General features: G+C 54.6%; 17 protein-coding genes. 5 read left to right on the plus strand and 12 right to left on the minus strand.

Annotated features, from left to right (window positions below):
• Positions 1-13 precede the first annotated feature (13 nt).
• The 8 genes from OOF89_RS21470 to OOF89_RS21505 form a co-directional block, all read right to left on the minus strand.
• Positions 14-721, minus strand: coding sequence for an adenosylcobinamide amidohydrolase (locus OOF89_RS21470; RefSeq protein ID WP_266081878.1), 708 nt, complete (start codon positions 719-721; stop codon positions 14-16).
• On the minus strand, positions 714-1,724 hold the full coding sequence (locus OOF89_RS21475) for a threonine-phosphate decarboxylase (protein ID WP_266081881.1): 1,011 nt from the start codon (positions 1,722-1,724) through the stop codon (positions 714-716). The genes OOF89_RS21470 and OOF89_RS21475 overlap by 8 nt, the downstream gene beginning before the upstream one ends.
• Complete coding sequence (gene cobT, locus OOF89_RS21480) at positions 1,714-2,715, minus strand: nicotinate mononucleotide-dependent phosphoribosyltransferase CobT (protein ID WP_266081883.1); 1,002 nt, start codon at positions 2,713-2,715, stop codon at positions 1,714-1,716. Before cobT ends, OOF89_RS21475 begins: the two co-directional genes overlap by 11 nt.
• Positions 2,712-3,272: an NTP transferase domain-containing protein gene (locus tag OOF89_RS21485; RefSeq protein WP_328517206.1), complete on the minus strand. Its 561-nt coding sequence runs from the start codon at positions 3,270-3,272 to the stop codon at positions 2,712-2,714. Before OOF89_RS21485 ends, cobT begins: the two co-directional genes overlap by 4 nt.
• Entirely contained in the window at positions 3,257-3,997 is a 741-nt protein-coding gene (gene cobS, locus OOF89_RS21490; protein ID WP_266081885.1) for an adenosylcobinamide-GDP ribazoletransferase, read from the minus strand. Before cobS ends, OOF89_RS21485 begins: the two co-directional genes overlap by 16 nt.
• Positions 3,988-4,890 (minus strand): adenosylcobinamide-phosphate synthase CbiB, encoded by a 903-nt coding sequence (gene cbiB, locus OOF89_RS21495; protein ID WP_266081887.1) that lies wholly within the window; start codon positions 4,888-4,890, stop codon positions 3,988-3,990. Before cbiB ends, cobS begins: the two co-directional genes overlap by 10 nt.
• Positions 4,887-5,510: an HAD family hydrolase gene (locus OOF89_RS21500; RefSeq protein WP_266081888.1), complete on the minus strand. Its 624-nt coding sequence runs from the start codon at positions 5,508-5,510 to the stop codon at positions 4,887-4,889. The genes cbiB and OOF89_RS21500 overlap by 4 nt, the downstream gene beginning before the upstream one ends.
• Positions 5,511-6,088: 578 nt before the next feature.
• Entirely contained in the window at positions 6,089-6,895 is an 807-nt protein-coding gene (locus OOF89_RS21505) for a DUF1801 domain-containing protein (protein ID WP_266081890.1), read from the minus strand.
• A gap of 220 nt (positions 6,896-7,115) precedes the next feature.
• Here OOF89_RS21505 and OOF89_RS21510 point away from each other — a divergent pair, with 220 nt between their 5' ends.
• On the plus strand, positions 7,116-7,532 hold the full coding sequence (locus tag OOF89_RS21510; RefSeq protein ID WP_266081892.1) for a VOC family protein: 417 nt from the start codon (positions 7,116-7,118) through the stop codon (positions 7,530-7,532).
• 288 nt (positions 7,533-7,820) lie between these two features.
• On the opposite strand, the gene OOF89_RS21515 is transcribed toward OOF89_RS21510, so the two are convergent.
• From OOF89_RS21515 to OOF89_RS21530, 4 genes are all read right to left on the minus strand, one after another.
• Positions 7,821-8,900 carry a flavin-containing monooxygenase gene (locus tag OOF89_RS21515; RefSeq protein ID WP_328517211.1) on the minus strand — a complete coding sequence of 360 codons (1,080 nt, stop codon included), beginning with the start codon at positions 8,898-8,900 and terminating at the stop codon, positions 7,821-7,823.
• Positions 8,901-9,283: 383 nt separating this feature from the next.
• Positions 9,284-9,595 carry a DUF7521 family protein gene (locus OOF89_RS21520; RefSeq protein ID WP_266081894.1) on the minus strand — a complete coding sequence of 104 codons (312 nt, stop codon included), beginning with the start codon at positions 9,593-9,595 and terminating at the stop codon, positions 9,284-9,286.
• Position 9,596: 1 nt separating this feature from the next.
• Positions 9,597-9,965: an ArsR/SmtB family transcription factor gene (locus OOF89_RS21525; RefSeq protein WP_266081896.1), complete on the minus strand. Its 369-nt coding sequence runs from the start codon at positions 9,963-9,965 to the stop codon at positions 9,597-9,599.
• A gap of 289 nt (positions 9,966-10,254) precedes the next feature.
• Entirely contained in the window at positions 10,255-11,439 is a 1,185-nt protein-coding gene (locus OOF89_RS21530) for a LolA family protein (RefSeq protein WP_266081898.1), read from the minus strand.
• A gap of 572 nt (positions 11,440-12,011) precedes the next feature.
• On the opposite strand from OOF89_RS21530, the gene OOF89_RS21535 reads away from it, so the two are divergent.
• From OOF89_RS21535 to OOF89_RS21550, 4 genes are all read left to right on the plus strand, one after another.
• Positions 12,012-12,194 carry a hypothetical protein gene (locus OOF89_RS21535; RefSeq protein ID WP_266081900.1) on the plus strand — a complete coding sequence of 61 codons (183 nt, stop codon included), beginning with the start codon at positions 12,012-12,014 and terminating at the stop codon, positions 12,192-12,194.
• A 174-nt stretch (positions 12,195-12,368) separates the two neighbouring features.
• Positions 12,369-12,833, plus strand: coding sequence for a cupredoxin domain-containing protein (locus OOF89_RS21540; protein WP_266081901.1), 465 nt, complete (start codon positions 12,369-12,371; stop codon positions 12,831-12,833).
• Between the two features lie 1,507 nt (positions 12,834-14,340).
• On the plus strand, positions 14,341-15,945 hold the full coding sequence (locus OOF89_RS21545; RefSeq protein ID WP_266081903.1) for a sodium/proline symporter: 1,605 nt from the start codon (positions 14,341-14,343) through the stop codon (positions 15,943-15,945).
• Between the two features lie 8 nt (positions 15,946-15,953).
• Complete coding sequence (locus OOF89_RS21550; RefSeq protein WP_266081905.1) at positions 15,954-16,472, plus strand: hypothetical protein; 519 nt, start codon at positions 15,954-15,956, stop codon at positions 16,470-16,472.
• Positions 16,473-16,595 lie beyond the last annotated feature (123 nt).

Consider the following 16,595-nt stretch of genomic DNA (forward strand, 5'->3'; position numbering starts at 1 on the left):
CGGTGGTCGGTTTTTAAAGGCGAAACGTTTCCGGTTGCACCGTCGTTGTGACGCCATACTCCGCTTCATCGACTGACGACGGAATCGTTCGTGTCGCATAGCGCGAGCGCAGGCTTGCTTGGACAGCGTCACGGACGCACGCCCTCGCTGCTGCCCCAATCGGCGTTCCGCTTCCAGCGAAGGTCGTCTCATCTCCGGTCGGGTCGCACGCAGCGATAACCGCGTCCGTCGTCGTGCCCGGAAACCCCGTTTCGGCGAGCAGAGTCGCAGTTTTCGCTTCGACGGCAACAGCTAGCAGGGTGGCGAGGCTTCCGTCGTCGAGGGACTGGGTCGTTCCCAAAATGATGTTCACGGTCCCGAAGTCGGACAGCTCATTCGATGCATCAGTGAGCAACTCCGTTCCGTCGTTTGGGTCGATAGGAAGCGCCGCAGGATTCGAGATACCGGCAGTAACGACAGCTTCGACCGACTCACATCGTGCCCCGTAAGCGTGGCAAAGGTCGACGCCGGTCAGAAGTGTCGGACCGGAATGGTCGAATCCCGCCACTGCCCGGCGTTCGTCGATGTAGGTATCCAAATCCGTTCGCTCGAACCCCTCCGGAACCGAGATATTGTAAGCGGCGTTCGCATCGGTGAATCCGCCGTTCCATCCGCTACTGAGCCATCTGGTATCGGGGCGAGCGAGTCGAAGTACGTCATTCCGGACAGTCGGCTCAAACATCGTCAAGCACGTCCAAGAGTCGGTCATTTTCGTCCGGCAAGCGCACTGCCACTCGTATATGTGAATCGAGGCTTCGGAACGTCGTTGCATCGCGGACGGCGACGCTTTGCTTGTGAGCGGTCTGAACGATCTTATCGGGTTCCCGCTCACCGACGTTCAACAACAGGAACGGAGCCTCCGAGGGATAGACATCGAACGAATCCGCGAGTGCTTCGATCATCCTGCTGCGCTCCTGCCGGACCCGTTCACGGGACTCGGCGATAAACTCGGTACAGCCCATACTGTACGTCCCAACGGCAGTAGCGGGAGTGCCAACCGTCCACGGACGACGGACAGTTTCGAGTCGGTCCCTGAATGAGTCTGTCGCGACCGCGAATCCAGCACGCAACCCCGGCAAGCCGAATAGCTTCGTCAACGAGCGAGCGACGACCACACCCGACCGACCTGCCATCGACTCCAGTTCGGTGAAGCCGAGAAACGCTTCATCGACGAGCAGTGGTGTACCGACATCCCGACACCGCTCCGCAAAGTGACGGATTTCATCGGCATCGTATGTGTCGCCAGTCGGGTTGTTCGGATTGCAGATAATGACGAGAGCGTGGTCGGTTGGATCCGTTTCGAGGATGCGGTCGTGAGGAACGAGTTTCGGGGTCGCACCTTGGAGGCGTACTTCACGATGATACTCGCCAAAACTGGGGAACGGAACGAGTACCGAATCACCCGTCGAAACTGTCGTTTCGATGGTCAGGCGAATTGCGGCGAGACCACCCGGCGTCGGAACTACTTCCTCAGGTGTACAGCCGACATAATCCGCCGCTGCCTCACGATACTCGGGATAATCGTCCGCTGGATACGTTCCGGATCGTCCCAGTGCATCACGATACACGGCTTCTACGCCGTTGGGTGTTCGCGGGTTGATGTTGGCACTAAAATCAAGCATTTCTGGATCGTCGGAACTTCCGTGGGGAACGCGCTCGACCGTGTCTATGGCGTCACGGTCCATTTACGTCACCGTTGAGTCGGTTATACACTTCGATGACGCTGTCTCGGATCGAATCCATATCGACAGCTGCTCGATCAGCGAGCGCGAGCGCACCACCCATTCCAACCCCCTCTTTGCCTTCCCCTTCGATGTATCGCTGCATCGAGACGTGGTCGCCCTCGTCGAATCCCGGGTCGGTGACTTCGAGGTCGAGATCGTGCCTATCGCATGCTCGGTCGAGCGCGACCGTCTCGTCGTCGGCGACGAACGATGTCGTCGCCAATCCAAGCGGACCGTCGATTCCGGCATGGCGAACGAGCGCCGCTGCTGCAAGCATTTGAGTCCCACCGGCGAGGGTTACGTCGATTCCGGATTCGAGAGCACCGACTGTGAATCCCGCCACTGTCGCGAGAACGGGATCACCCATGCTGTTCACCGCGAAGACAGGGTCACCGGCTGCGTCTCCCCGGTCGATATCGCTTGCGGATAGTGCCTCCGAGACGACGGTTCGTTTGAGGCGAAGTGGGTTGTCCGGGAGTGATGACGAAACGGTGATATCTTCATCTAATGCCGTGAGAACCCCCAAAGCAGTTGTTGTCCCGCCGGGTATCGTCTCGCCGATCATGACTGAGTCGTCGGGGAGTGCCGCGCCAAATCGTCGAGTTTCTTCATAGACCTCCTGTGCACATGGAACCGGCTCCGTCTCTCGAACGTCTTCACCTCGCTGTGCACCGACCGAAACCGTCGGGGTCCTCGTCGGGCGTATCAACCCGGCATCGATAACGGTTAGATCGAAATCGATCCGTTCCCGGACGGCACGCGTGATGACTGCGGGTGTCGGACAACCGCTTGGACTGACTGGCACGATCGGTGCCCGAACCGGTCGTCCGTATTCGACGATTTCGACGTCCGCACTGGGCGTGTGTGCCATCAGATCCGGAGCTGCACCGGCAGCACTAATCCCGTCGATTTCGGCAGTACGTGTCGCCCCCGCAGCGAGGACGAACCTCATATGAATGCCTCCGCCACGGCCGCGTCGGTCTGTCGGTTCACGTTGACAGCGAGACGTGCATCGTAAGTAATATACGTGGTTTCGGCATCGCCGTTGCCCACGACGTTGAGGCCTGTCGGAGCAAGTTCCCGTCCTTCGTGCTCGAACGTCGTGTCGGTTCCCACTCCCAACTGCTGCTTGAGGGCGACGGGTGCACAGACCGTGAGCGAACCACGGTCGTGTTCGGAAAGGATGCGATCGATACATACCCCATCAAGGAGCGGGAGGTCCGACACAACGGTGAGAACCGGTAATTCGACTCGTTCGAGTGCGTACGAGAGGTCTTCGACGTATCCGTCACCGGGTGCGTCGATAATGGAGAGCGCACGGGAGTCGAGATGACGCCTGGTTGCCGGAGTATGTGGAGAGACGACTGCATGAACAGTATCAATTCGGCTCTCGGCGAGAGCGGCGCAGACGTGGTCTCCCATCGGGGAACCGTCGATTTCGAACAGGGGCTTCTCGACTGATGCGGCGAGTCGCGTTCCTTTGCCACCACACATCAAAAGAGCGTCCACGTGACCACCCCCATCTGAAGTGCGATCAGTCGGGAGAGTTCGTTTGTAGCCCCGAATACGTCACCGCTGACACCGCCGAGCCACGACCGCGCCCACTGACCGACGACGGCAGTAGTGAGCAGACTGGCACTCATCATTACGATACCCACCAGTGGGGACCCCGAAAAAGCTAGCGCTGGAACCGAGACGATGACCGCGATAACAAATCCCCGTGGAGTCTGGTCCAGTAGTTGTGACCCCAGTCCCTCGTGTGCGGGCGATCCGAACGCGGCCAATCCCGCCATCCCCAGTTTCGCGCTCACTTCCGCGGTGACCACGATGACGACGATGGCTTCGAGTGGAAGCCCGACTAACCCGACCGCGGCAAGCGAAAGTCCAGCGATGAGGAGGGCGACGGCGAGTAGGGCACCGACACCGACATCCGTATCTTTCATCACCGCATGGCGTTTCTCCGCACCGTGTACTGCGGCTGCGTCACCGAGGTCGGCCAGTCCGTCGACGTGATTGATGCCTGTAACCCCATACACGGTCGCGAGGAACAATGTGGCATTGATGGACGCGGGAAGGGGGAGCAAGAGCGGAACGGCAAGGAACACCCCGATAACATATCCCGCCAAGGGAAATGCAATCGAACTGCGTCGAAACGCCTCCCATGCACTTTCGTCGTGTCCTACCGGAAGCCGGCTCAAAAATCCGAGCGCACCGCGAACCGCCGTTAGAACCATGCAATCACCGCCGTGAGGATGTACGCGAGAAAGCTCGCCCGTCGAACGATACGCACTCCTTTTCCCACATCAGCAGTGGCCGGGAGCTGTGCCCGGGGATTGAGCGTGTAAACGCCCGACTTTTCGAAACGGGTGTCGAGTGCCGCAGCGAGGGTCGCCATCGGCCAGCCGGAGTTCGGCGAGGGGGGTTCGTGGGCCCACGAACGGGCATCTGAAAGGTAACCCGTTCCGAGACTGACGACCGCGATGAGTACGGCACTGATTCGTGCTGGAATCCACATCACCGCATCGTCGAGTCTTGCGCTCGCCCACCCGACAGGTTTCGACCGATAGCCCAACATGGAGTCGAGCGTGTTGATTGCCTTGACCCACGTTGCCGCAGCGGCGGCCAACGGAAGCGAAATGGGTGCACAGATGGCGAAGGCAAACAGAGGTGCAACGAGGCCATCGGCCAAATTCTCGGAAAGGCTTTCAGCGACTGCGCTTCGAATTTCTCCCGGCGAGAGTGATGATGCGTCGCGACCCGCAAGCGCTCGTACCTCCTTCCGAGCGGTCACGATATTCGTCTCGGTCAATTCCGTCACGTCCGTCGCAGTTTCGAGAAGCATTCGTAGGCTCGTCGTCGTGAACAGTACGATGCCAGCGAAAACGGAAGCAACGAGGGGGTGCACTGTAAGGGCTATCTGAACCACGATACCGATACCGATAGCAGCTATCGCAGGCAAACCTAACGCGATTAGCAGGCCAGTCTGTCGAGGGGCCGACCATTCGCGGTCAGTCACAGCGATCATTTTCCCAAACCAGACGACAGGATGCACCCGCGTCGGTGGTTCCTTGAAGAACCAATCTAACAAGAACGCGATCGCAACCGAAAGAACGCCATAGAAAGTCATTCGGAGCACTCCATTTCCCTCGAAACGTCGCTCAGCGTACTATCATCGAGTAGAATCGCGGTGGCCCCCGCGTCGGTTGCCCCACCATCCGTTTCTGGATCGTCACCGATGTGCGTGAGTTCCGAAAGTGGAACGCCGAGTCGATCAGAGATTTCGCGAAACGCACGCACATCCGGTTTCCTCCATCCACACTCGACACTACTGACGACTGCATCGAAGGCATCCGGATCAAGCCCCGACTGGGAAAGGGTACGTTGTACGAGTCCCGGGACACTACAATTCGAGAGAATCCCGATCGGTCCACACCGTTCAGCGACGGTAACAGCAGTGTGTGCCCCCTCCCGAGTCCGAATCGGGGTGTCGAACGCATCGAGGAGTGCCGCTCGAACGACGGGGCGTGAGACGTCTCTGTCGCGACTCTCTAGTCCCGTTTTCACGTGGTCGACAAGCGAGAGTTCTGCACCCGGGGGAACATCGAGATGAGGGGTTGTATAGACATGCTCCCAGTCAGACGGGACGGAAACAGCTCGCTCGGAGAGTGCAGTCGCAACAGCCCCCGCAGGGTGATCTGGCGGTGCGACTTCGACGAGCGTACCGAAGAGGTCGAACGAAACTGCCACGACTGAACGATATGGAGACCATCTATTTGAATGCGGAGGAACTCCCCCGACTTTGAGAACACCTCGATCGGTCATCTCCCGCGCCTATTTTCAAATGAGAATTTCTCACTCAGTTTCTGCTATCTGGGCTCGATAACTCCGAGACGAGACGGTCGACGACCTCCTCGAATAGGAACGAACAATACAAGGAAGGAAAAAGTGGGCTGTCCAAGGCCGTCAAGACCGTCACCAGTGGCTCAAAGGATCCGAAGAACGACGAGCGATTTGTGTGGTATGATTCGGGGCAGTTCTGGCCCGCTGGTTCGCACTCACAAGAACGACGGCATCAGGAGATGCAAAAGATGGGCAAGTGTTCTGAACAATGATCTGGGATAGCTGTCCTTTTGATCAATAAATTTACGAATCGAGTGCTGAACACGGAGGGGATAATGGGCAAACGGTCATTGCTTGTTCCAATCCATCAACGACGGACTATTCAATAGATTAAGTTGCAGATCGGCTAAGGAGTTGCATAGTACCCTTGCACTTCGAAGGTAGCTGAGTGTTTTTGAGCTCATACCATGAAGAGGTGGTTCAAATCACCAGCCCATCCCGGGATTCTCGGCGGCTTGCCGAACCCATGAAGCAACCTGCTCATCGTCTAGCGTATCTGTTTCCTTCAAATCTAGGGCCTGTCGTTCCGGAGCCGTCCCGCTCAGCGGCGCTGGCTCAAGGTGCGTTTCACACACAAATGACAGTTTCACGTGTTTCGAGAACGCACTGAATGACGCAAACCATCCCTGATTCTTGACACCATAGAACGGCTGGTGATACTTCACGGCGGGGCGTACATCGGGTACTTCGCGGTGGATAATCTCGTCGAATTGTGTCGCGACGTCCCTCTTCCACCCCGGTAACGCTGCAATGTAGGCCTCCACCGCTGTCGATCCATCAGCATCATCCTTCCTTCGCATCGCCTGATATCGTTTTTGCCGTCCCTCCCATTCCTCCTGTGTCGGAACCTGCTCCGACAGCACGATTTTTCCGAAGTCCTCGTCCACGATGGTTTTCTTTCCCTCACGTCCCGACATTGCAGTCACGACTACGATCGAGTCTGACTCTTTGGGTCCTGAAAACAGGTCGAAGTCCACCCGCAACGTCGCTCCTCGCCAGTGACGAGCGAAGCCTACCCAGCCGTCGGGATGATCGTCCCGGATGTCTTGCTCGACTCGGAAAAGTCCCATCAAGGCCGGAATAACGTCAGCACCCCATTGGAGCCCCCTCTCGAGATCCGTGAAACGAACTCCCTCGTCGTGGGAGGACTGATAATAGGGTGCTCGGATTGCTTTATTCGCCATCACGAGGTCGGAGACCTGCTGGGTCGTAAGTGGGGTGGACACGCTCATAATCACGTCCCATATGTGGTATGGGATTATCAATATTTCCACAAGATGTGGGTATCGATCAATCCGTAGCGATCCGTTGTACGAGATACGTACCTTAGCGCTCATTATCGACTCGATGAATTCGGGAGTTTAGTGTTGGTGACAAGGTATAGATGTTCACTTTCGGTCCTCTAGGCGAGCGTTTTTCCTCCTGAACGGCTTCGATAGAGACGAGGAAACAATGATTGAAAAACTCCGGCTCACAACCCGCATTGTTAGCGACCAAGACGAAGCACTGAACTTTTACACCGAGAAGCTCGGCTTAATAAAGAAAGCAGACGAGACGTTTGGCCCCGACGACCAGCGTTGGGTTACTGTCGCAGCCGAACAGGACGACACTGTAGAAATCGTTCTCGAACCAATTGACTGGTTTGAGGGTGAAGAAGCTGATCGGCGCTCTGCAATGATCGGGGAGCAACCAGCACTCGCCTTTACTGTGGATGATTGTCAATCTACGTATGAAACACTGCGTGAACAGGGAATCGAATTCACATCCGAGCCAACAGAACAGCCCTACGGAATCGAAGCTATTGCAACAGACCTCTATGGAAATGGGATCGTCCTTGTCGAACATCCCTCAGATGCAGAGACGATATAATACCACAATTTTTGGAGTAAGCAGTCGACTTCTCGACACACCCTATACGTTAATACTACGGCTATATTCCTGGACTCGGTAACCGCTAGAATTCACAATAAGGAAACGGAATTCGTTCCGAGACCGGACGTTAGCTGTTGGCGAGTGCCCAATCTGGTATTGCTGAATAATCTTCGACTGGTTCTGAACCGACGAGTCAGCGGTTGAACGCAGTCTTCCAATTACTGTTAGGGATGATGTGATTGGTATATAAACAGTATTCAGCTGGCTACATTTGCTCCAACCAATCTATGACGAGCCAGCCATCCCCGATTTTGATTGTACAACAACCGAATCGCCGTCCGATCGAGACGAGAGGTGCTCGACTACGTGTTTGGCATCTCGGCCGACCCCACAAAGTATCTCCGACGATGCAGCGTATAGGAACAACAGCCCGACGAAATACAATCCCGGTTCGTCCGCCACGATACCCCGATAGTGGTTCGGCTCCATCGGATCGTCACCCTCGAAGATCGAGAGGTCAATCCAGGAGAAGTCAGGACGATATCCCGTGGACCAGATGATGTTCTCAACTTCTAACACGTGGTCATCTCCGATCAGAGGCAGGCCGTCTCGTACCCCAACCGTTCTCGGGACACGTTCGATACCCGCCGCGACCAAATCTTCGGGTTTGGTCCGCACTAGAATGGTGCCCTGGGAGAGAAACTTCGGTCGTACCTTCCGGCCGATGGGCGTGTCCATGGTCAAGACGCGGTGGAAGAGGAACCGCAGCACAAATGGAACACCGAAGTGCCGTCCCACGAATGAGTCAATGTGGAACGGGACGTGTCCAACGTCCCGTCCGGACAGCCAAGTGGAGTGATCATTCACCGCCTCTAAGGCGATTTCGGCACCTGAGTTACCCGCACCCACGACCAGAACTCCCCCATCTTGCAACTGGCTGGGGTTACGATATTCACTGGAATGCAACTGGATGATGTCTGAATTCAACTCTTTAGCGAAGTCTGGCACCAGGGGAACCTGGTGTGTCGCCATAGCCACCACTACATTATCGGCAAGGAAGTGTCGCTCGCCCGCCTCAACAACGAATCTGCCCTCTTCTTTCGTGAGATGATCAACTCTGACGCCCAGCTCGACCGGCAGCTCAAATCGTTTCGCATACGCTTCTAAATAGTCGGCCATCTCGTCTTTGGTGGGGAACGCATCCGGTGGGCCCGGGAAGGACATACCGGGAAGGCCGCTGTAGCGGGCGGGGGTAAACAGCCGTAGTGAGTCCCACCGGTTTCGCCAAGCGTCTCCAATTCGCGTGCCTGCATCGAGGATAACGAAGTCGATCGCCTTCTTCTTCAGATAGTATCCGGTTACCAGTCCGGCTTGGCCCCACCAATAACGACGGTGTTATAACTCTCAGTCATGGCTTCACTTCCTTGGATATCGCTGTCGACCGGTGTTGGTAGATTTCGTCGGAAAAGGAAACCGCAGTTAGTGCTGTGGCCCCTACGGTGGCTCGTTCTCGTTTGCATGCCCACACAGCCACACGTGGTTCATCGACGGTCATGTTTCCTCGAATTCCTATACGCCCACCAGCAACATATAAATGTCTTGTGAAATATTTCACCCCGTGAAGATAGCGAACTTCGCCACACGTACTTGAAGGCGTTCACTGTCCTCTGGACATCAATGTTCGCCATCGTGGTCGCCGTGGGTGTATTATCTCCGTCGGTGTCTGGGTTTGACTACGTGCGGGTGAACTACCCACGCGAATGCAACGAGTAGGCGATCAGTAAAACGCCGAGGAACTGAAACAGCCGCGTGATGAGTGTGAGCAATTGTTGATACTGCAGAGCGAGGTAGCCCTCCCGAAGTAGCAATGAGCCGACAAAGGCGATACTGAACGCAACAGCCGTGAGAAAAAACAGGCCGATGGAGAGCGCTTGCATCGTTCGGCTATCGTGGCGACGATACCCACGGTAGGCTTGATATCCTACATATCCGCCGACGAGTGTCGATCCGATGGCGAGCGCGATGATAATCCAGTCAACAACGGCGGCCATAGGTGCCATTTCAGAGATCCTCCCACATTTTCTTGAAGCGGTCGGCGGTGTCGCTCTCCCGTTCACCGGGGAACGATTCGTCTGTACGCGTCACAACTGCCTCGAAAGATCCGGTGTCCAACTCGAGACAGACCTCCGATAACGTAGCCGTATAAACGCTATAGTGGTTGTTGTCGGTTCGAATCTTGGTCTGTTCTTCGAGGAGCCCAAATGCTTGTAATCGGTCCACTCGGCGGTAGACCGTCGGTGGAGACATCTCACATTCGTCGGCGAGCTGTTGTGCGGACATTGGTTTGATACTTGTTGCTGCGAGGATATCTCGGGCGTACTCGTCACTGAGGACGTCAAGAAGCTTACCCAGCGCAGGATCCTCACTCACGTTTCGGTCGAAAGATTGCCTGTCGGTGTAAAAGACCCATGGATTTTAAACGTGAAAGGTCGCGGCGATCGATTTCGCGAGTATGGCAGGGTGGTATCGTGCTACTGTGGGAGGGCACGTGCGTCAGCGGTAACCGCGATGGGAGGTCTCGTGCTGTCAGAGGCCACATTACCATACTACCAGTGTGGGAGCACGTTGTTTGATCGTTGGATCCCATCGCATTTCGATGGACGAACCGGTGGATAATATAAAAGTAGGGCGAGTTTCTGACCCAGAAATTCGCGTGGTATCAGGCTGGACAGCCGACCGACTGGCCAACTTCGATCATACGATCCGTTTTGACACCTGTTCCCCGGACGGTGTAGCCGTAGCCATTGCAGTTCCACGAGAGTGAGGTGGTCGGCCCGTAGTCGAAGGTTGCCGGTTGGCCGTTGAGCGTCACGTCTTGCTCGTCGGGATCGATGTTGAGGGTGTAGTTAAACTTCGCGACCGTGAGCTCGCGACCGTTAGCGGCGTAACGGAGTCCGACCCCGCTGATACGGCCGGTCGTTCGTGTCGCGTACACCAGTTCAAACGCGGATGGAACAGTCGGATCGGGCACCGAGATCGAACTCTGTGCCTTCAGGTTGGCTCGGCGTCGATACCACTCCGTTTCTGGCGTGTCCGGCCGCTTGACTGACGTATCTGTGCCTATCTCGGGGCGAAACGCGTCCGCCGAGACTTGTGGGTTGATGGTTACGTTCGTGTAGGTCGTTGTTACTGATTGCTGGGTACCGTCGGTGTTCCATGCCGTCTGCTTACGCAGTGGATAGAATCGTTCGGTGTCAACCCACAGCCGTTGTCGGTAGTGAGCGTCGCTCTGATTGGTTTTGGGAGTGATATCGAGTACGTACGCGTCGTGCTTGCCAACAGTATCGGTTTCCACGAACTCAACGGTGAAACTACGGTTCGCGTCCATTTGAGGGGCAGTGCCAGAGTGTCGAGGTAAGACAGGTAACGGCGACACGCCGATAGATTGTGGCCGACCCATGTCGTCAGTCAACCCTGCGGCCGCGACGAGCTGTTGGATTCTGACAGCCATTTGGGAATCAGCCGGTGGACCCGTCAACTCGATTTCGGTCACAGCGTTTTGGTCAGTATCGTGGAGCCAGAGCGTCGACCCGTTCGAAACTTGCAGGTCGTACTGTCGATTCGACGTGTTCCGAAAGCGGATCCGTTTCCGGTCAGTACCGGGGACGAGCATGACAGTAGCGACGTTTCGAGATGCGATGGAACCATTAGTTCGCATCGTTACTGTCTGCGTTCCGGTGAGCGCGTTGATGGATCGGTAGCGCTCAGTCACATTGGCGTCAATCGAGGGGGTCGGGTCCTCCGTCGTACCCCCCGTTGCCCAGAAGATTGCTGGAAGCGTGACGCCAAGGAGCAACAGTACGACGAGTATGTGTCGGTTGAATCGGAATATTGGATGTGTCATATTTATAGTATTGTGAGTAGACGTTTAATTATGTATGGATAACCGGTAGAGAGATACGTCCGGATGTTCAGCATCTGGTTTCTCATGGCCACGTCATCATCAATAACATTGTGATACAGCTATTGGATTCAACGACGGACGCTTTCCGATAAAGCGGATCGTGAGGTTCTTCGAACGACTGCTGTACTGTGCGTAGGAACCGTGCCGAGACTCTCAAAAGAGGGCGATCGATATCTTTCCACAACGGAAAAAGGATTTCACACGATGACCCTTTTAAAGAACTGAATCAGGGTTCGCCTTTGTTAGTATCGCCAATTCCACGAACTGATGGCCAGTACGTGTCCGAACCACGTCCACTACAACACATCCTACAAGCATATAGCCGGCATCAAAACACGACCGATGACGGGATACTCAATTCTTTCTCGTCGGAGACCGAAAACGATGCAGAACCGGACGACTGCGGCTGCGACGGCCGCAGTGGCTTTCCGTACCCGATTGATGATTACTCCCCGGTTTAGCGATCATCGACGAGACTACGCTTTTCCTTCAGTAGTCCGTTCTTACAGCATATGGGCGATACGTGTACGTACTGTGAGAGTGATGTGAATGCGCATGAGCCCGTTTTTGTCGACGAGGAACGAGGGGGAGAACGAACCACTGTCGGACAGTTCTGTAATTATGCGTGTTTGGCCCGGTACATCGAGGAGAACGAACTCGAAACTGGCACCTGCTGTCGACTTGATTTCACCTAGCCACAGATGTTGTATCTTGGTTCAGTGACCGACGATACCTCTATGTATCAATCACCCTGCTTATCTGGGTGCAAATGCAGACTGTACTAACACGAGTTCGTTAATTTTATTTCACAATTTCATATAGTGGCCAAAACCTATCTAATGCTTCCGCTGGTAGCTTTCGTTCCACCCATGACCGACCAACCCCGCACCAGCCGACGCACCGCACTCAAGCTCACGGGCAGTGCCCTCACAACGACAGCTCTTGCTGGCTGTACTGGCAGTTTACCCGGCAGTGATGATGGCAAACAAGAGGGCGGTTCGAAGAATAAGAAAAAAGGAAAGGAGATCCGCTTAGGGGCGGAGCAAAGTGGTTGGAAAGGCCGTGCCCCAAAGTCCATCAAAGGCAAGAAAAACCCGACGCTGACGCTCAAACCCGGGCAGAAGTACACGCTCACGTGGGAGAATCTGGACGGCAAAGAACACGAACTCTACATCGTCAACAAAGAGGACAAACCGGTCGTCAAAAGCGAAGATGCCGAAGAGAAAGGAAAAACGGTGAGTACGACCTTCACCGCCTCGAAAAAGATGACCCAATACTACTGCGAATACCACCCCCAATCGATGCGTGGGGACATAAAACTCCAGCAAAAATAAATATCGATTGTCGATCACCAACCCTAAACTACCGTTTTCGTCCCTTTTATAGTCGCTTTCTACGGCCCTGCAACAACGAGATTCCGCTTGCACTCACATGGGACGTATGCGAGTAGCGCGAATAGGTACATTCAACTCGACCGGTCGCTCGTTAGACGGACACCTTCGACACGAAACGGTACTGCGAACGATTCAGATCGCAGAATAGGTAGGCGGTTCGTGAGGACTGGGATAAACGACCTGCGCGTTACCAACAGGTAAAGGCCGTCAAACACACACTGAGAGTACAGTTTCGGCGACTACAGATGACCTTTCGTAAGTATTCGAGTTTGTCGGGAGATCCTCGGCAAGAATGTCCTTCGGGGATCGGTCAGAGACTCACTTACGTCCTTTCTACGTAGCGGAGACGATCGTAGGGGATATATCCGACAATCTCATTTTCCTCGTTACGCAGCTGTAAACCGTTATCCCCTTCTTTTATATTGTGACACTCTATCTCCTTGTTATCTGTCGTAATCGCTACTAACTTTCCCATGGATCAAGAGGCGAGTTCAGAGCTATTGAAGGTTTTCAGCATGTAATTCTCTGCTACACGATGGTTCAGGATTGGCTCCGACAGTTGAGACAACTGCATAGATCGGTCTGTTCTAGTGGTCCTTTCTCCATCGTCAAGCACCACATAACAATACCCGAAACACGCATTAGAAAAACTGCGAGCGTCGCACTACACTAGTCAGGTCACCATGTCATGCGACGCTCGAGCATCGTCAAAAACAAACGCCGTGTCTGATGCCCAACATCCATGCGTGGTTATACCATACACCACGCACCGTTTACCAAGAACGGGTTGCTTGTTGGTAGAAGCACCATCGACTTGATGTCGGTGGCGGCCACTTCGTGGCCCCGGTGGTTCGATTCCACCCCCGTTCGTCGATTGCAATGTCTTTCGTGACTGCTTGGAGATCGGATTACGAATTAAAAGTGCCTCCAAGCAGGATGAGTAGCACATCAGTCACCATCACCGAAACCATATATTTTGGGCAATAACCTCAGCTAGATTTTTCGTAACAAGCCTATAGATCCCCATAACTACGATTCTGTGCTAGAACACACTCTTTGCACGAAGCCGGTAAATCTGGGCAATGCGGTCACCAATATCCCCCAATCACTCTCTCGAAAGTGAGGATCGAATTTTTATTCTATATTTCGTATTGCTTTATATGATACTTTGAGGGATGCAAAGCCTTATTTGGCATGGTACTACTTAACATAATAGGGAAAATGTACACCAATTACACGCCATATTTAAATAATGTACTTCACAGACGGAGGAAATGGGGAAACAATCTAGGCCGAGGTGAGATCAAATGATTCCCGGGCTTGGCCTCAAACCAGCGATCCTTCTCTTTGGCTGGATACCCTTCTGGTGGTGTGTTGCTCTTATTTCACTCTACCGCATGAAACGAAACGACGAACAAACTGCACGACAAAACGAGGCCGATAGCGTATGAATTGGGTACTCATCGTCCCCTTTGTCGTCTACCTCCTTGGACTCCTCATCTTCGGTTATCTCGCTAGCAAAAAACTAGACGACTTGAGCGACTATTTACTCGGCGGCCGCACGATCGGAAGCGGCGTCACAGCACTCACACTTCAAGCAACTTCCATGAGTGGTTTCATGTTCATGGGCGGCCCTGCACTCGCATTCAAACAAGGACTTTGGGCGCTCTGGTACGCTGCTGGCGACTTCGGTGGTGGCCTTGTCAACCTCGCCGTCCTCGGCCGAAACCTCCGGCGAATTACCGAAGCACTCGGCTCACTCACACCAATCGAATGGCTCGAAGACCGCTATCCCCACCCCAGTATCAGAATCGCTGGCGCGACTATCTCGATCGTTTTCCTCGCTGCATACGTCTTCGCCCAATTTATCGCAGCGGGCAAAGCAATCGAATCCATTAGCGGACTGCCGTTTATCTATGGTCTTCTCATTGGTGCGGGAATCATTATCTTGTACACTTTCGTTGGTGGTTACCTTGCCGTCGCCTGGACGGACGCCTTCCAGGCAATCGTCATGGCCGTCGGCATCAACATCATCCTGGTCGCGGCGATACTCGAAGTAGGCGGGATCAGTGCTCTCTTCGCTGAGATCGCTACAACGGATCCGACTTACCTTTCGATCTGGGGGAAAGGCCTTGAACACGTCGGTGAGTGGGGCGTCGTTGCTGGTGCTGTGCTCATCTATGCGATCGGATACATGGGGCTTCCGCATGCAGTCGTCCGCCATCTCAGCATGGATAATCCAGACACCGCAAAGAATGCAACAATCTGGAACGTCTTCTACAATACCTTCTTCGTCTACCAACCGTACATTCTCGGACTCGTTGCCATTGTCCTCCTCCCGAATCTCGATGACCCTGAGATGGCAATTCCTCGCCTTGCACTTTCACTCCTCCCAGGAATCGCTGCCGCAGTGATTCTGGCTGCACTCATGGCTGCAGTCATGAGCACTGCCGATTCACTTCTCATCATGGCGGGGTCGATTCTCGCTCGAGACGTCATTCAACGGTTCGGCAACGACAACCTTACCGACGATCAGATGTTTATCTGGTCGCGACTCCTTGTTCTCGTAATCGGAATCATCGGAATCATCGTCGCTGCCGTTCAGCCACCAGGTATCTTCGAACTCGTCATTTTCGCCTTCGGTGGCTTGGGAACTGCATTTCTCATTCCGAACGTCGCTGGTGTGTATTGGGATCGAGCGAATTGGAAGGGTGCACTTGCCGGGATGGTCGGTGGTGCATCCACGAACATCGTCTGGACATCCCAAGATCTACAAACCACTACCGCTATCCATCCGTTCTTCGCAGGACTCATCGTCTCGGCATTCCTGCTCGTCACTGTCTCGCTGCTGACAAAGCCACCGACAGGGGACGCAGTCGCTATCGTGCAGCGTGTTCGCCGATCCGGCACCGCACCATCAGGTACAGTCCAACAGTCAGCGCGATCGCTCGCTCCCGAAGCTCGTGCTATCGGTGAGCACCTCGCTGCTGATTCGTCCACATCACGACCGTCAGACACCTCGACGATCGATGTCCAACCGACAGACAGCTAACCAAAACGATGGCTGGCATGCATACCCAACAGTCAATTACGGTATTTGACACGGCCGTCTCCGCAGAAGAGGCAGAGCAGTCGCTGCTAAAGTCGGATACAGATATGGCTGAAACAACCGCTGACAGGCTCGTCTATTATCCATATCGCGTCTTTGGATTCGATCTTCACGCAGAGGCGTTCCTCGATGAGTTCACCGACCGCGTTTACTGTGGTGTTGATCTCTGCAATGGCAAGGAGGTGTTCATCGAAGAGGCTCCGAAGACGACCGACAAAGTCGTCGATGCAGACCTGATCGTGCCGGTTACAGACGAGATCGAAGACGCACAACGAATCGCACGATACTATCTCCTCGAACTCGTACGGAAAGAGTTACGCGTTGGCTCTCCACCCGACCTTCACCCCGTTGAGGACCGTCGGATCTATCGTCCTTTCCATCTCGTCGACTGTACTACATCGGACAAAACGTCTCTTATGTACATCGTCGATGGTGTGACTGGCGACTTCCATCGCATCTATCTCCACTGACGGCTCCCGACGCGATGAGTAAAGATGCGGATTTCAATTCGGCTATCATCACTGGTGACGTTTACTGCGGCTTGACCTACAATCGCCAGAAGCTCGGCAGGAGAAGAAATTTTAAAACAATGC

The organism is Haladaptatus caseinilyticus, assembly GCF_026248685.1.
Taxonomy (GTDB): domain Archaea; phylum Halobacteriota; class Halobacteria; order Halobacteriales; family Haladaptataceae; genus Haladaptatus; species Haladaptatus caseinilyticus.

What these genes read in the sequence shown, in the direction of transcription:
- OOF89_RS21470 (WP_266081878.1), bottom strand. Translation starts at nt 721, where the DNA reads ATGTTTGAGCCGACTGTCCGGAATGACGTACTTCGACTCGCTCGCCCC.
- OOF89_RS21475 (WP_266081881.1), bottom strand. Translation starts at nt 1,724, where the DNA reads ATGGACCGTGACGCCATAGACACGGTCGAGCGCGTTCCCCACGGAAGT.
- cobT (WP_266081883.1), bottom strand. Translation starts at nt 2,715, where the DNA reads ATGAGGTTCGTCCTCGCTGCGGGGGCGACACGTACTGCCGAAATCGAC.
- cobS (WP_266081885.1), bottom strand. Translation starts at nt 3,997, where the DNA reads ATGGTTCTAACGGCGGTTCGCGGTGCGCTCGGATTTTTGAGCCGGCTT.
- cbiB (WP_266081887.1), bottom strand. Translation starts at nt 4,890, where the DNA reads ATGACTTTCTATGGCGTTCTTTCGGTTGCGATCGCGTTCTTGTTAGAT.
- OOF89_RS21505 (WP_266081890.1), bottom strand. Translation starts at nt 6,895, where the DNA reads ATGAGCGTGTCCACCCCACTTACGACCCAGCAGGTCTCCGACCTCGTG.
- OOF89_RS21510 (WP_266081892.1), top strand. Translation starts at nt 7,116, where the DNA reads ATGATTGAAAAACTCCGGCTCACAACCCGCATTGTTAGCGACCAAGAC.
- OOF89_RS21520 (WP_266081894.1), bottom strand. Translation starts at nt 9,595, where the DNA reads ATGGCACCTATGGCCGCCGTTGTTGACTGGATTATCATCGCGCTCGCC.
- OOF89_RS21530 (WP_266081898.1), bottom strand. Translation starts at nt 11,439, where the DNA reads ATGACACATCCAATATTCCGATTCAACCGACACATACTCGTCGTACTG.
- OOF89_RS21535 (WP_266081900.1), top strand. Translation starts at nt 12,012, where the DNA reads ATGGGCGATACGTGTACGTACTGTGAGAGTGATGTGAATGCGCATGAG.
- OOF89_RS21540 (WP_266081901.1), top strand. Translation starts at nt 12,369, where the DNA reads ATGACCGACCAACCCCGCACCAGCCGACGCACCGCACTCAAGCTCACG.
- OOF89_RS21545 (WP_266081903.1), top strand. Translation starts at nt 14,341, where the DNA reads ATGAATTGGGTACTCATCGTCCCCTTTGTCGTCTACCTCCTTGGACTC.
- OOF89_RS21550 (WP_266081905.1), top strand. Translation starts at nt 15,954, where the DNA reads ATGGCTGGCATGCATACCCAACAGTCAATTACGGTATTTGACACGGCC.